General features: G+C 44.7%; 15 protein-coding genes. 13 read left to right on the top strand and 2 right to left on the bottom strand.

All coding sequences use genetic code 11. The annotated features are described in order from the left end of the window. Positions 1 to 43: 43 nt before the first annotated feature. Both M4S28_RS17655 and uraH read right to left on the bottom strand, forming a co-directional pair. Positions 44 to 1,387: an NCS2 family permease gene (locus tag M4S28_RS17655; RefSeq protein ID WP_102496163.1), complete on the bottom strand. Its 1,344-nt coding sequence runs from the start codon at positions 1,385 to 1,387 to the stop codon at positions 44 to 46. Positions 1,388 to 1,633: 246 nt separating this feature from the next. After that, positions 1,634 to 1,987 (bottom strand): hydroxyisourate hydrolase, encoded by a 354-nt coding sequence (uraH, locus tag M4S28_RS17650; RefSeq protein ID WP_017083063.1) that lies wholly within the window; start codon positions 1,985 to 1,987, stop codon positions 1,634 to 1,636. Between the two features lie 411 nt (positions 1,988 to 2,398). Between uraH and puuE the strand changes: the two genes are divergently transcribed. The 13 genes from puuE to M4S28_RS17585 all read left to right on the top strand — a co-directional run bounded on the left by puuE (position 2,399) and on the right by M4S28_RS17585 (position 12,655). Further along, positions 2,399 to 3,337 (top strand): allantoinase PuuE, encoded by a 939-nt coding sequence (puuE, locus tag M4S28_RS17645; protein ID WP_249633370.1) that lies wholly within the window; start codon positions 2,399 to 2,401, stop codon positions 3,335 to 3,337. 22 nt (positions 3,338 to 3,359) lie between these two features. Continuing rightward, positions 3,360 to 3,875 (top strand): 2-oxo-4-hydroxy-4-carboxy-5-ureidoimidazoline decarboxylase, encoded by a 516-nt coding sequence (gene uraD, locus M4S28_RS17640; protein WP_017067791.1) that lies wholly within the window; start codon positions 3,360 to 3,362, stop codon positions 3,873 to 3,875. 123 nt (positions 3,876 to 3,998) lie between these two features. Further along, positions 3,999 to 4,985, top strand: coding sequence for an allantoicase (gene alc / locus M4S28_RS17635; protein WP_249633369.1), 987 nt, complete (start codon positions 3,999 to 4,001; stop codon positions 4,983 to 4,985). 15 nt (positions 4,986 to 5,000) lie between these two features. Further along, complete coding sequence (locus tag M4S28_RS17630; protein ID WP_249633368.1) at positions 5,001 to 5,561, top strand: ureidoglycolate lyase; 561 nt, start codon at positions 5,001 to 5,003, stop codon at positions 5,559 to 5,561. Between the two features lie 14 nt (positions 5,562 to 5,575). Further along, complete coding sequence (locus tag M4S28_RS17625) at positions 5,576 to 6,895, top strand: urate hydroxylase PuuD (RefSeq protein ID WP_249633367.1); 1,320 nt, start codon at positions 5,576 to 5,578, stop codon at positions 6,893 to 6,895. A gap of 779 nt (positions 6,896 to 7,674) precedes the next feature. Beyond that, entirely contained in the window at positions 7,675 to 7,914 is a 240-nt protein-coding gene (locus M4S28_RS17620; protein ID WP_017092275.1) for a hypothetical protein, read from the top strand. Positions 7,915 to 7,930: 16 nt separating this feature from the next. Continuing rightward, on the top strand, positions 7,931 to 8,404 hold the full coding sequence (locus M4S28_RS17615; RefSeq protein ID WP_102456258.1) for a GrpB family protein: 474 nt from the start codon (positions 7,931 to 7,933) through the stop codon (positions 8,402 to 8,404). A 354-nt stretch (positions 8,405 to 8,758) separates the two neighbouring features. Next, positions 8,759 to 9,262 (top strand): RDD family protein, encoded by a 504-nt coding sequence (locus M4S28_RS17610; RefSeq protein ID WP_017086629.1) that lies wholly within the window; start codon positions 8,759 to 8,761, stop codon positions 9,260 to 9,262. Positions 9,263 to 9,300: 38 nt separating this feature from the next. After that, entirely contained in the window at positions 9,301 to 10,536 is a 1,236-nt protein-coding gene (locus M4S28_RS17605) for an MFS transporter (RefSeq protein ID WP_249633366.1), read from the top strand. 49 nt (positions 10,537 to 10,585) lie between these two features. Beyond that, positions 10,586 to 11,056, top strand: coding sequence for a GNAT family N-acetyltransferase (locus M4S28_RS17600; protein WP_249633365.1), 471 nt, complete (start codon positions 10,586 to 10,588; stop codon positions 11,054 to 11,056). A 248-nt stretch (positions 11,057 to 11,304) separates the two neighbouring features. Continuing rightward, the gene (locus tag M4S28_RS17595; RefSeq protein ID WP_249633364.1) at positions 11,305 to 11,823 is read left to right on the top strand and encodes a hypothetical protein; all 519 of its coding nucleotides are present in this window, start codon (positions 11,305 to 11,307) and stop codon (positions 11,821 to 11,823) included. Positions 11,824 to 11,859: 36 nt separating this feature from the next. Continuing rightward, complete coding sequence (locus tag M4S28_RS17590; protein ID WP_104215197.1) at positions 11,860 to 12,216, top strand: MerR family transcriptional regulator; 357 nt, start codon at positions 11,860 to 11,862, stop codon at positions 12,214 to 12,216. A gap of 58 nt (positions 12,217 to 12,274) precedes the next feature. After that, positions 12,275 to 12,655: a carboxymuconolactone decarboxylase family protein gene (locus M4S28_RS17585; RefSeq protein WP_249633363.1), complete on the top strand. Its 381-nt coding sequence runs from the start codon at positions 12,275 to 12,277 to the stop codon at positions 12,653 to 12,655. Positions 12,656 to 12,699: the final 44 nt, after the last annotated feature.

Here is a 12,699-nt window from a genome sequence, read left to right as displayed (position 1 = left end):
AGCTCGGCCTGCGAACAAGCCAAGCGATAGTTACGTTGGGTGATTAACCGATGAACACGAGCTTCGCGACAAAAATAGCCGCTAAGAAGTACATCGAAATCGAGACGTCTTTTGTTTTACCTGTCGCCAGTTTCAGCACTGTGTAGGTAATGAAACCCAGTGCGATACCATTCGCGATAGAGAAGGTCAGAGGCATCATTAACGCTGTAATGGCTGCGGGAGCACCGTTGGTGAAGTCTTTCCAATCCACGTGCTGCATGCTGCTCATCATCACGAACGCCACATAAATCAGAGCGCCAGAGGTTGCGTAAGCGGGGATCATGCCAGCAAGTGGAGATAGGAAAATTGCCGCTAAGAACAACACACCAACCACAATCGCAGATAGGCCTGTTCGTGCGCCTGCTGCAACGCCCGCTGCACTTTCTACGTAACTGGTTACTGGCGGACAACCCACACACGCACCGGCCACACTTGAGATACTGTCGGCTTTCAGCGCTTTGCTTAGGCCTTCAATTTTTCCTGTTTCAGGGTTAGTTAGGTTTGCACGCTCGGCCACGCCCATCAAAGTACCCGCGGTATCGAACATGTTTACAAAAAGGAAAGCCAAGATAACGCTGATCATTGAAACATCGAGAGCGCCCATAATGTCCATTTTTAGGAACGTAGGCGCTAAGCTTGGTGGAGCCGCGAAGAAGCCGTTGTAATGCACTAAGCCAAGCATCATGCCGACGAGCGTTACACTCAAAATACCGATTAACACCGCACCAAATACTTTACGCTCACTAAGAACAGCGATGATAAGGAAAGCGATAGCGGCCAGTAGCGCTTCAGGTTTAGTGAAGTCACCTAGTGATACCAGTGTTGCTGGGTTTTCGACGACGATACCTGCTGTTTTAAGGCCAATTAGACCTAAGAACAAACCAACGCCCGCAGTCATGGAGTAACGTAAACTCACAGGGATACTTTCAATGATCCATTGGCGGACTTTGTAGAAACTCATCCCGACAAACAAGATGCCGGAGATAAACACCGCACCCAGTGCCACTTCCCAGGTGTAGCCCATTTCGCTTACTACCGTGAACGAGAAGAAGGCATTCAAGCCCATGCCCGGCGCAAGGCCGACAGGCCAGTTCGCAAATAACCCCATTAACAAACAACCGATAGCTGCACCAATACAGGTTGCGACGAATACCGCTCCTGCATCCATACCCGATGCGGCCATGATTTGTGGGTTAACGAAGATGATGTAAGCCATGGTTGCGAAGGTGGTGACACCGCCGACCAACTCATTTTTCACACTGCTTCCGTGTGCCTTAATTTTAAAGAGTTTCTCTAAAATTCCGTTATTCGCATCTTGGTTGAGTATTTCTGTTTTACTCTCACTCATGTCAGCAAGTCCTTTTATGTTGTGATCCATTTATTGAATACAGCGAGATTTCAATATTAAGTTTTAAGGTTTTTTCCTAGCCGCTATTTCTTTAGCTATCAGTTGATTAGTCATCAACTCTCTAACTAATAACGTTGTTAGTATTTTTATATGAGCGTGTTTAATGAGCGCGCATCATTTTAGATGCACGCACTAATCTGCTTAATATTTGTCGGTGAGCCTAGTTCAAAGCTCTAGGTCACGAGACTAACTGCCCCGATAGGTTGAGAAACTGTAAGGGGAGACGAGAAGAGGAACGTGATAATGCGCTTCTGGATCATCTAGACCAAAGCGAATAACAACATCGTCTAGGAAAGGCACGCCATCCAATTCCACGCCTTTACTTCTGTAGTAATCGGCTACGTAAAACACCAATTGATATTTCCCCGGTCGGAAATCATTCCCTGCCAGAATCGGCGCATCGGTTCGGCCATCGGAGTTAGTGATTACCGTCGCCAGCTTTTCTGTTGAGTCTTCATTGACCTTATAAAGCTCTACCTTGATCTCTGCACCCGGTAAGCCGTGAGTCGTGTCTAATACGTGTGTTGTTAATCTTCCCATAGTCCTTTAATAGCGCTTTTGGCGCTCCTCTGTTCCGTGGTTTATCTGTCTGTTTCGACCTTGCAAAGAATGCAACTGGTCACTTTGTTATCACTAACTATGTACGAACTGTACACAATTAGTAAAGCTAATTGTTGGGAAAATGTTAACTATTGTGTCGTTTTTTCTGACTTTATAGATCTTGATTATCGTTTTTTGGTGAGTTTTGGTTTTATTAAGTTGTTGTTTTTAATTGGTAATAGTGCGTAAATTTAACTTGAATAACAAAATCTTTACATTGAGATAAATAATTGTATACAATAAATGTACAGGGGTAAGGTTGCTCTGTTTATCGAGAATCCATTTGGTTGAATCATTTGGTGACTTACTTAAAGAGCGGCTAAGCCAACCACTTATGTTAGGAGTACTTGGATGAATAAGGATTATTCAAGAAATTTGATCGGTTACGGAGCTAACCCTCCAAACCCTCAATGGCCAGGTAATGCGCGCGTCGCGGTTTCTTTTGTATTGAACTATGAAGAGGGCGGTGAGCGTTGTTTGTTACATGGAGACGACGAGTCTGAAGCTTTTCTTTCAGAGATCCCGTCAGCACAGCCGATCAAAGGCGAACGTCACATGAGCATGGAATCCATCTATGAATATGGTAGCCGTGCGGGTGTGTGGCGTGTTCTTCGCTTGTTCGATGAATATGAAATCCCACTGACCGTATTTGCTGTCGCAATGGCGATTGAGCGTCACCCAGAAGTAGCCAAAGCCATGGTCGAAGCGGGTCACGAAATCTGTAGCCACGGCTACCGCTGGATAGACTATCAATACATTGATGAATCTGAAGAGCGCGACCACATGACCAAAGCGATTGAGATCATCCAACAAGTGACGGGTCAACGCCCACAAGGTTGGTACACAGGTCGAACGGGTCCAAATACGCGTCGCTTAGTCGCAGAAGAAGGCGGCTTTCTTTACGACTCGGATGCTTATGATGATGACCTGCCTTATTGGCACACCGAGACTGGTCATCCGCAATTGGTGATCCCTTACACACTTGATGTGAACGACATGCGTTTTTCAACGGCGCAAGGCTTTAACTCTGGTGAGCAGTTCTTCCAATATCTGAAAGACACGTTTGACACCCTTTATATGGAAGGCGAAACCGCACCGAAAATGATGTCGGTTGGGTTGCATTGTCGTCTGATTGGTCGCCCCGGTCGTATTGCTGCATTAAGACGTTTCTTAGATTACGTAAAACAGCACGACAGCGTGTGGTTATGTCGTCGAATCGATATCGCCAACTACTGGCACCAACATCATCCATATCAACCAAATAACGCTAATCATCAACAGCAAAAGTAGCAGTGAAGCAAGGAGGCTTAACGTGACTGAATTTCGATCATGCCAACCAACAACCATGGACCGCGATACCTTTGTCGCTCACTTTGCTGATGTCTACGAACACAGCCCGTGGGTTGCAGAAGTGGTGTATGACCAAGGTTTGAATGCCGAAGACGACCATATCGAGAATCTTCATCTGAAAATGGCATCGACCTTGTTAAGTGCAGACCAAGGCAAACAGTTGGCTTTGATCAACGCTCACCCGGATTTAGCCGGTCGAGCAGCAGTAAACGGCGAACTCACCGAGTCGTCGACCAAAGAACAAGCGGGGGCGGGCATCGACCAGTGCAACGCCGAAGAATTTGAAAAATTCACTTCTTACAACAACAGCTACAAAAGTCGCTTCAATTTCCCTTTTATCATGGCGGTGAAGGGAGCCAATCGTTACCAAATTCTTGAGTCGTTCGAGATGCGATTAGGAAATGATAGTGAAACTGAGTTTGCTACGGCGATTCAAGAGATCAACAAGATCGCGATGTTTCGTCTCTGGGATATGTAAGTTAACGGAGTTAACAGCTATCTCAGCCCAGTCTTAGTGCGCTAAGAGCACGCTTTATAAGCGAATAAGCCACTAAGTTCTCATTTTATTATTACTTGATTAATTGGATAGGATTACACGGACATGACCCATAAATTTGAACAGTACATAAACCTTGCAGACGAAAAACTCGGCGCAGAAGCTATCTTCGCAACAGACGATTTTTTCGCCGATAAAAGCCGTCTACTCAGCCACGCCGCACCCGAGTGGAAAGATGACTTATACGACGATAACGGCAAGTGGATGGACGGCTGGGAAAGCAGACGTAAACGCGGTGAAGGTTACGACTACTGTGTCGTTCGCCTTGGCCTAGCTGGCACCATTGCTGGCGTTGATATTGATACCTCATTCTTCACAGGTAACTTCCCACCTTCGGCATCAATTGACGCGTGTTATTCACCACAAGGTGAGCCAACAGACGCAACAGAGTGGCAAGAAATTCTGCCTTCAATGGCACTACACGGTGATCATCATCATCTTGAAGCGATTGAAAGTGACCAAGTATTTACGCACCTACGCTTGAATATCTATCCAGACGGCGGTGTTGCACGTTTACGTGTTTATGGCCGACCAAGTGTGGATTGGGACGCAATTGATTCTCAGCAACAAGTCGACCTAGCATCGGTTGAACACGGTGGCCGAGCACTCGCATGTAGTGACGAACACTACGGAAACAAAGCCAACATCTTAGGTCCCGGCCGCGGTGAAAACATGGGTGACGGTTGGGAAACAGCGCGTCGTCGTACACCAGGTAACGACTGGGTTATCGTGGCACTAGGCCACCCAGGTAACATCGAACGTATCGTAGTGGATACGGCCCACTTCAAAGGTAACTATCCTGATAGCTGCTCGATTCAAGCCGCTTACGTGAAAGGTGGTACCGACGACCAAGTCGAAACACAAAGCCTATTCTGGCGTGAACTGTTGCCTGCACAAAAGCTGCAAGCGCACGAGATTCACGAATTCATTTCTGAGGTAAACGACCTTGGTGCGATTACCCACGTACGTGCAAACATATTCCCAGATGGTGGTATCAGCCGTTTGCGTCTATTTGGTACGAAGGCGAAATAGGTAAGGAAATCAGATATGAGTAATGGAATACGTCGTTTATCCATCGAACCGTTAACCAAGCAGGCTTTTGCAGAGTTTGGCGATGTTATCGAGTCCGATAATAGTGATTTCTTCATGATCAACAGTGGATCAACACGTCGCTACCACAAGCTAGCGACAACGGATGTGCAAGACCAAGACGGAGAAGCCATCATCAGCATCTTCCAAGCCACACCGTTGAGCTACCCACTAACCATCAAAATGTTAGAGCGTCATCCACTTGGCTCTCAGGCATTCATTCCATTACTTGGTCAACCCTATTTAATTGTTGTTGCGCCAAAAGGCGACGATCCAACATTAGCCAATAGCCGAGCTTTCTTGAGCAACGGCCGTCAAGGAGTGAACTATCACAAAGGGGTGTGGCATCACCCAGTTCTCGCCCTCACCGATCAAGACCAGTTCTTGATCGTCGATAGAGGCGGCGAAGGGCATAACTGTGACGAAGTTTATTTCGACAGCGACCGAGTGGCATTGCATTTGGACGACTTGACAACGGACGACAATAAGGAAGAGCAACGTTTAGCTAAAGCGTTGTGATACAGGAGTTTATTATGGATCCGCATATTACAGAATGGTTGAATTTAGCAATACGCTGGGCTCACATGATTGTTGGTGTTGCGTGGATAGGCGCATCATTTTACTTTGTTTGGTTAGAGAACAACCTTAACCGAGTAAACCCAAAAACGGGCCTTTCAGGCGACTTATGGGCAATTCACGGCGGTGGTATTTATCACCTAGAAAAATACAAACTTGCGCCACCAGAGATGCCAGAGCACCTGCACTGGTTTAAATGGGAAGCTTACTTCACGTGGATCACCGGTGTGTGTCTACTGGGTGTGGTTTACTACCTCAACGCGGAGATTTACCTGATTGCACCGGGCTCTGGCCTTGATTCAACAACGGCAATCGCGATTGGTATTGGTTCATTCGTTGCCGGCTGGTTTATCTACGACTTACTGTGTGACTCACCATTAGGTAAAACCCCCGTGTTGCTTGGCGTTGTGCTGTTTGTGCTGCTCGTCGCTGCGACATATGGCCTAACTCAAGTGTTCAGTGGCCGTGGTGCTTACATTCATGTGGGTGCAATCATTGGTACCATCATGGTGGGTAACGTATTCCGCGTTATCATGCCTGCACAACGTAACTTGGTGAAAGCGATTGAAGAGAAGCGCGAACCGGATCCGGCACTGCCAGCGAAAGGCTTACTGCGTTCTCGTCACAACAACTACATGACACTGCCAGTGCTGTTCATCATGATCAGTAACCACTTCCCAAGCACTTATGGCTCGGAATACAACTGGCTGATCCTTGCTGGGCTAGCGATCTTCAGCATCTTGGTGCGTCACTACTTCAACACCCGTCATGGTAGCCAGAAGTTTGCCTGGACAGTACCTGTAGCGGCATTGGGTATGATCACGCTCGCGTTTGTGACCTCACCTTACGCGAAAAAACAGATGACTCCGGTTGTACAAGCACCAGTGGTTCAAGAAGTGCAAGTAAGCGCGACGAAATCGGCGACAGAAGAGGCTGTTTCGAACGGCACAGTTTCAACTACGGTTAGTTCTCAAGCTGTACCAGCAGACCACGCAATGCAAACGGCTAGCGCAGGCGTAAGCTTTGAAACCATCAACAAAGTCATTCAAGAGCGCTGTTCTGTGTGTCACTCATCAACCCCGAGCCACGCTGCTTTTGCTGCTGCGCCAGCCGGTGTGATGTTTGATACCCCAGAAGAGATTAAAGCCAACGTACCAAGGATTGTTGCTCAAACCGTAACAACCAAGGTGATGCCGCTCGGCAACATGACTCAAATGACCGACGAAGAACGCGCACTCATCGGCACTTGGGTAGAGCAAGGCGCTACGCTTCAATAGTCATACTTTGCGATAACAGTACTCAGAATCCTTTACCTAAGAGCATGAGTCTTAGGTGAGGCTTGGGGAGAGTTTGGTTTCGGGCACGCACCAAACTCATCCCACCCTGTTTCCCCGGTTCCTATAACCGGGGCTTTTTGTTTTTGGACAAAGGGAATAACTTCTTGGAATAAATTGCTAACTTCACGTAACTAAAGTTGAAGTGAGCTGATTGAAACATAAGTTAATGAAATTGCAGATATTAAGTAATGGGCATTCAAGCCTTGTATTTCTTGTGTTATTTGAGGCTTTACGCTGGCGACTAATAGTACCAAGGCCATTGGTAGCATCGCTGCTGATTGAGCATGCACAATAAGAGTATCTAGTTCTAATCCTTTAAATGAGAAGTCATTAAGCCAAAGTAGGCGAGTACAAGCTGTGCAAGCACAACTAATCGAACTTATGTGAACAATGCTACTCAATTCCATGTTTACCTTTACTAAGAATATACAAGTCAATGTTGATAGGTTTTACCTATTGATATTAATCAATAATACCATTTAACTTTAAGATATGTCTATTGAAGCTTGAACTTTGATAGTTAAAACCTATCAAGATGAGCTGGAATGTTTATAGGAAGTGTTCTTAACGAGTGTTATTCCTCACTGAAAAATGACCTTCAATTATCTCACCTTAAAGGTTCGGGAGATGTTTTAAGCAGACTGTCCTGTATAAGGTGCTTGATATGAATATCTACACGTGGCATTTTTAGTCCAAATTGACTTTAGTTAGGACAAAAAATGGAAGACTTGATAGTTGCGTATTTTAGGGCATTGAGCTCATTCTTTAGGTATCTGTTTCAGTCGATATTGATTGAGTTCATTGGTTACGGAGCTGGCTGGATAGTTTGTAAAGTATTCACATTAGGGCGCTTCCCCCCATTGATTCCAACTGAAAAAGAGCGAACCAGAATCTCTTATATCGGAGCTATTAGCATCGTGTTATTTCTGTTAGCAATTGGTGTCTTCAATAGTTTGTGATTCGGAGTGAGGATATATGAAATTTTACCCCGCGGAACAATACCAAGCGGCTTGCAACGAGCTGTTTATCCGATACGAACGTGACATCAAAAAGCTAATCCCTAACGCGAGAGTTGAGCACGTAGGCGCATCTTCTATTCCTTTTGCCGTGTCTAAGGGCGATCTAGATATTTTCGTAGGTGTTGAACTTGGTGAACTTGAGGATGTTATAGAGAGACTCACAATACTCGGCTTCAATGAGAAACTCGATACCTTAAGAACGCCGGAACTGTGTATGTTGGAATCTACATCTTCTGATGATGTGGCCTTGCAAGTGGTCGCCAATGGTTCTGAGTTCGAATGCTTTCTAAGGTTTCGTGACAAGCTACGTGCGAATCCGGAATTAGTTCAGCAATACAACACCCTCAAAATGTCTTGCGAAGGTTGGCCGCAAGAAGAGTACCGTGAAAAGAAGTCTGACTTTATCGAGCATGTGCTGGATCTGAAATAGCAACAGTGCCCCTCACCTCTAATTGTCCAATTAACAAAAGTTTTATTAATACAGTGTGTTAAGTCAAAAAACATTACCTCTGAAGATTGACCCTCTTAAATTTCCTTCAAACTATCTTACCACGGTTTAATAGCTTAAATTTACGCAACTAAGCTCACACATATTGCATAGGGTATTAGTGGAGGTATTGGTTTGTGTTATGTTTCGCATGATTTTATAAAGCGTGACTTATCCATTGAAAGCAAAGTGTTTTATTTCGGATTAATTTCAAGATTTGTCTATCAGTACATCAACTTGGCGCTATCAAAAATCGATTGCTCTACGCCAATAATCAATACCACCTTAGGAAAGGACATGTCTGAAGTAATAGAAAACACCCCTGCAATTGTACTCGCGTCTCGATGGTCTCGGTTTTGGGCGTTTGTTATCGACGGCCTCATTTATGCAGCTGCTATGATTCCAGTGGTCCTATATACCGATTTGTTCGATCGAGCCGTTTCTAATGGAGTCATAGAGTTACATGAACAAATCATGATGTTTGTTTATGGCTGGGTGATATTCCTCTTGTGTAATGGCTACTTACTGCAAAAGAAGGGACAAACGATCGGTAAAAATGTAATGGAAATTGCGATTGTTGATATGGATGGCAAGCAACTAGGGCTATTCAACATAATGATCAAACGAATTTTACCTATGAACATCTTTGTTTATATTCCTGTTATTGGTCAATATATATCGATTCTTAATTACCTGTTTGTTTTCCGTAAAAACAGACGCTGTTTGCATGACTTAATTGCAGGAACTCAGGTTATTAATGTTTCAGTGCCGAGAAACTTAGATTTCAGTACTATCGAATAGAAATTCGTAATCAAGCACTTACATACTTTAGGAACTTCATGATTCATAAGCTTTTCTCAGCCATTTCTATTTATAGGTATTTACCGAATAATATCTATTATTTAGCACTGGCTAGAATGATTCTGGGAATGGGTAACTTTATCGTTCCATTTTTAGTCTTACTGTTAACCGATAAGTTGGGTTATTCCGCAACAGTCGCAGGTTCCCTTGCCATGGGTGTGACGGGCTCTTACCTTTTAGGGAGCTTTTTAGGTGGGAGATTAGCGGATAGGTTGGGACATAAACGGGTCATGGTGTTTGGCGAGTTTATGTGTGCTGTATTATTGATTATTTGTGGTTTCTTTGCCGATGCTCCGGTAGTCGTACCTGTGTTCTTGTTTTGTGCCTATTTCTTTGGCGGTTTAGCTTTACCCGCGAGTAATGCTTTAGTTGCCGATCTTTCTACCCCTCAGAATCGTGATGCAGTCATGTCATTAAGTTATCTAGCCTATAACTTTGGTTCAGCTCTTGGTCCTGTTATGGCTGGCTACTTGTTCTGGAATCACACCGACTGGATATTTTTCGGCAACGGTTTTGCTGCTCTTTTTTGTGTTTTTATTGTGGCTGTATTTGTGAAGTTGCAACCTGGAACGGAATCGACCAGCGAGAGTGAACTGGAACAGCCCGTTTCTGGTTCGGTTTGGTCAGTTTTAAAATCTAGGCCACGGCTTTTGTTGTTCACTTTTCTATGTGGATTACTGTGGTATTCGCTAAATCAAATGACTATGGCGAGTCCATTGTATTTGAGCCATGTGTTTGGAGAGCAAGGCCCAATTATTTTCGGGCAACTCATGACTTACGCTTGTGTTGTGGTGGTGCTGATTACGCCAATCTTAATGAAGTTCACGTCAGGTAAGGCTGAAACCGTAAGCCTTGCCTATGCAGGCTTTATGTTTGCCTTTGGTTATATGCTCGTCATGTTGTTTCCTAACATTCCTGTTCATTTTTTTGCTTGGCTATTTCTATCTGCGGGCGAGGTTCTTCTTTTGACAAAAGAGGGCATATATCTAGCAAACAACTCCCCTTCGAGTCATCGTGGACGCATTCAAGGCGTGCTCATTACCTTGCGAACGGTTTTCGTTATGCCTAGTTTTATCGTGATTGGCTACTTTATCGATGATTATGGGTACACTTTCACTTGGTTTAGTGTGATATTAATTTCAGTTGTTGGTGCCGTTGGTTTTTATCTTGTGTCAGCTAAGGGGAAGCAATCTCCAGCGTTAGTCACCGAGTAGTTATTCGATTTACTAGCAGTAGTATCTTTTAGTCACCAGAGGTAGGCTTATGATTACCATTAGAAAAGCGGCTGAGTCTGATGCTCAGGATATTTTCGATATTCGAAGCCGTGCCATTGTCGAGAAGTGCTCGGCTTATTACTCAGAAGAACAGCTGTCAATATGGACGCAGGGTGGAATGTCTGATGGATTCATAAGCGATGTAGCCCAAACTTTTCACGTTTCAGAAGTCGATGAGCGAGTGATTGGCAGCGGTAAAATCAACATCGAAACCGGTATGATTGATGCTATTTTTGTGGACCCAGATTTTTCCGGAAAAGGCGCAGCGAAGCAGATGTTGCAGTTCTTAGAGGAACTAGCGATTCAACACAACTTGCCGTTAATGAAGCTAGAATCGACCCTGAATGCTGCGGAATTTTATCGTTCGTGTGGTTTTATCGGTGATGAACTTTCCACTTATCACTCTCCTAGAGGTATTAGCCTCGACTGCATCCCGATGGAAAAGCCGCTACTTGCTTAAATAAACAACACTAACGCCAATTCTTAGTGCTGTTTTTACTTTCCCCTTACACTCTTTTCTAATATCGAACCTAGTATCAAATTTCTCTTTGTTATACAGGCAAGTCTCTCATTATGAAGAACTTCTTTGATAGCGAACTCATGCTCTCTAGCTCCTTGAATTTCGTTTTGCTATCACTAGGGCTAACGCTCATCTTACATATTCCAATTTGGTGTGGGTTCAACTTGAGCCGACGCAAATGGAAACTGATGGATTATTTATGGCCGTTGTTGGCGGGTATCGGGATGCTGGGTGCGGTGTCTGAGATTCGTGCGTCGGTCGCAGGTGATTGGGTCGAGACTGAACAAACCAGAGCGGTGGCGATTTTAGAATCTGTTCAGCAGTTTTCTTTGGATAAATTAAGAAGTGATATCTGCACTGGTCAGCCGTCTTTAGATAATCACGCTCAGCACCATGAAGCGTGTTTGTGGTATCTGAATACGGCGATCACGTTCAAAGATGTCGATTTCACCTTGTTACCCAACGCATCGGATTTTACGGTTCCTGCGCCGAGCGTGTCGCTGGTGGAAAGTGATGCAGTATGGGTGGATGGTATGCTGAGTCAGTATGAGATGCAGAAAAACCAATACATAAAAACCAGAGAAGCGCAGGTGAAGCAGCCACTAGAAAGTATCTTTTGGTATGTGAGTCCTTACTTAGTGTGTTTCGCGATTGCGTTGCGTTTGACGAAAGTCACCGCAGAGCTCAAATTAGATAAGTGCGCATAGTTTGAGTACTTATACCCAGATAGAAAAGGTGAAGTAATGAATGTGAGTGAGTTTTCTCGGTTGGTGGGTTTGTCGGCTCACACGCTTCGCTACTATGAAAAAATCGGCTTGTTGAAAAATGTTCATCGGAACAGTAGCGGTCATCGAGTCTATACATCGAAGGACGTTACCTGGATTGAGTTCGTGAAGCGCTTAAAAGACACCGCAATGCCACTGGACGAAATTCTGGAATACGCAAAGCTAAGGGAGTTAGGGCCAGAATCGACTTCGCAGCGCCAAGTGTTGCTCGAACAACATCAACAGAATTTGCGTTCCCATATCGAAGAACAACAAAAGCATCTGACTGCGCTAGAGCAAAAAATTAGTTTGTATCGAGATGGAAAAGTCCGTTGACTTAGAGTCGACTCTAACTTGTAAGGTGTTCCTGTAAATCATAAAAAGGAACAAACCTATGAATCAATCACGTTTCGACATCGGCTTAGAAAGACTTAATCATATCGACGGAGAAGCAGGGCAACAGGTTATTGAAAGCCTGCAAGACATCTGCCCTGTTCTTGCAAAATATACTATCGAGTATCCCTTTGGTGATATCTATTCACGGCCCGGTTTGGATTTGAAATCACGAGAGATCGCGACCGTCGCTGCCCTTACCGCACTCGGTAATTGTGCCCCTCAGCTTAAGGTGCATTTGAATGCGGCACTCAATGTTGGATGTAGCGAGGAAGAGATCAAAGAAGTGATATTGCAGATGTCGGTGTATGCGGGATTCCCAGCTGCGTTAAATGGCATGTTCGCATTTAAAGAGGTGCTTGCGGAGAGAGGCACAGCTTGAGATAAATAGAAAATATAGTCTGAAAAGGGAGCGTCAACTTTGCT

The sequence above is a fragment of the Vibrio sp. J383 genome, assembly GCF_023503985.1.
In the GTDB taxonomy this organism is placed as follows: Bacteria; Pseudomonadota; Gammaproteobacteria; order Enterobacterales; family Vibrionaceae; genus Vibrio; species Vibrio splendidus.
The sequence above is the reverse complement of the archived record's forward strand: the minus strand, read 5'-3'. Positions and strand labels throughout refer to the sequence as shown.

What these genes read in the sequence shown, in the direction of transcription:
- M4S28_RS17655 (WP_102496163.1), bottom strand. Translation starts at nt 1,387, where the DNA reads ATGAGTGAGAGTAAAACAGAAATACTCAACCAAGATGCGAATAACGGA.
- uraH (WP_017083063.1), bottom strand. Translation starts at nt 1,987, where the DNA reads ATGGGAAGATTAACAACACACGTATTAGACACGACTCACGGCTTACCG.
- puuE (WP_249633370.1), top strand. Translation starts at nt 2,399, where the DNA reads ATGAATAAGGATTATTCAAGAAATTTGATCGGTTACGGAGCTAACCCT.
- alc (WP_249633369.1), top strand. Translation starts at nt 3,999, where the DNA reads ATGACCCATAAATTTGAACAGTACATAAACCTTGCAGACGAAAAACTC.
- M4S28_RS17630 (WP_249633368.1), top strand. Translation starts at nt 5,001, where the DNA reads ATGAGTAATGGAATACGTCGTTTATCCATCGAACCGTTAACCAAGCAG.
- M4S28_RS17625 (WP_249633367.1), top strand. Translation starts at nt 5,576, where the DNA reads ATGGATCCGCATATTACAGAATGGTTGAATTTAGCAATACGCTGGGCT.
- M4S28_RS17620 (WP_017092275.1), top strand. Translation starts at nt 7,675, where the DNA reads ATGGAAGACTTGATAGTTGCGTATTTTAGGGCATTGAGCTCATTCTTT.
- M4S28_RS17615 (WP_102456258.1), top strand. Translation starts at nt 7,931, where the DNA reads ATGAAATTTTACCCCGCGGAACAATACCAAGCGGCTTGCAACGAGCTG.
- M4S28_RS17610 (WP_017086629.1), top strand. Translation starts at nt 8,759, where the DNA reads ATGTCTGAAGTAATAGAAAACACCCCTGCAATTGTACTCGCGTCTCGA.
- M4S28_RS17605 (WP_249633366.1), top strand. Translation starts at nt 9,301, where the DNA reads ATGATTCATAAGCTTTTCTCAGCCATTTCTATTTATAGGTATTTACCG.
- M4S28_RS17600 (WP_249633365.1), top strand. Translation starts at nt 10,586, where the DNA reads ATGATTACCATTAGAAAAGCGGCTGAGTCTGATGCTCAGGATATTTTC.
- M4S28_RS17595 (WP_249633364.1), top strand. Translation starts at nt 11,305, where the DNA reads ATGGATTATTTATGGCCGTTGTTGGCGGGTATCGGGATGCTGGGTGCG.
- M4S28_RS17590 (WP_104215197.1), top strand. Translation starts at nt 11,860, where the DNA reads ATGAATGTGAGTGAGTTTTCTCGGTTGGTGGGTTTGTCGGCTCACACG.
- M4S28_RS17585 (WP_249633363.1), top strand. Translation starts at nt 12,275, where the DNA reads ATGAATCAATCACGTTTCGACATCGGCTTAGAAAGACTTAATCATATC.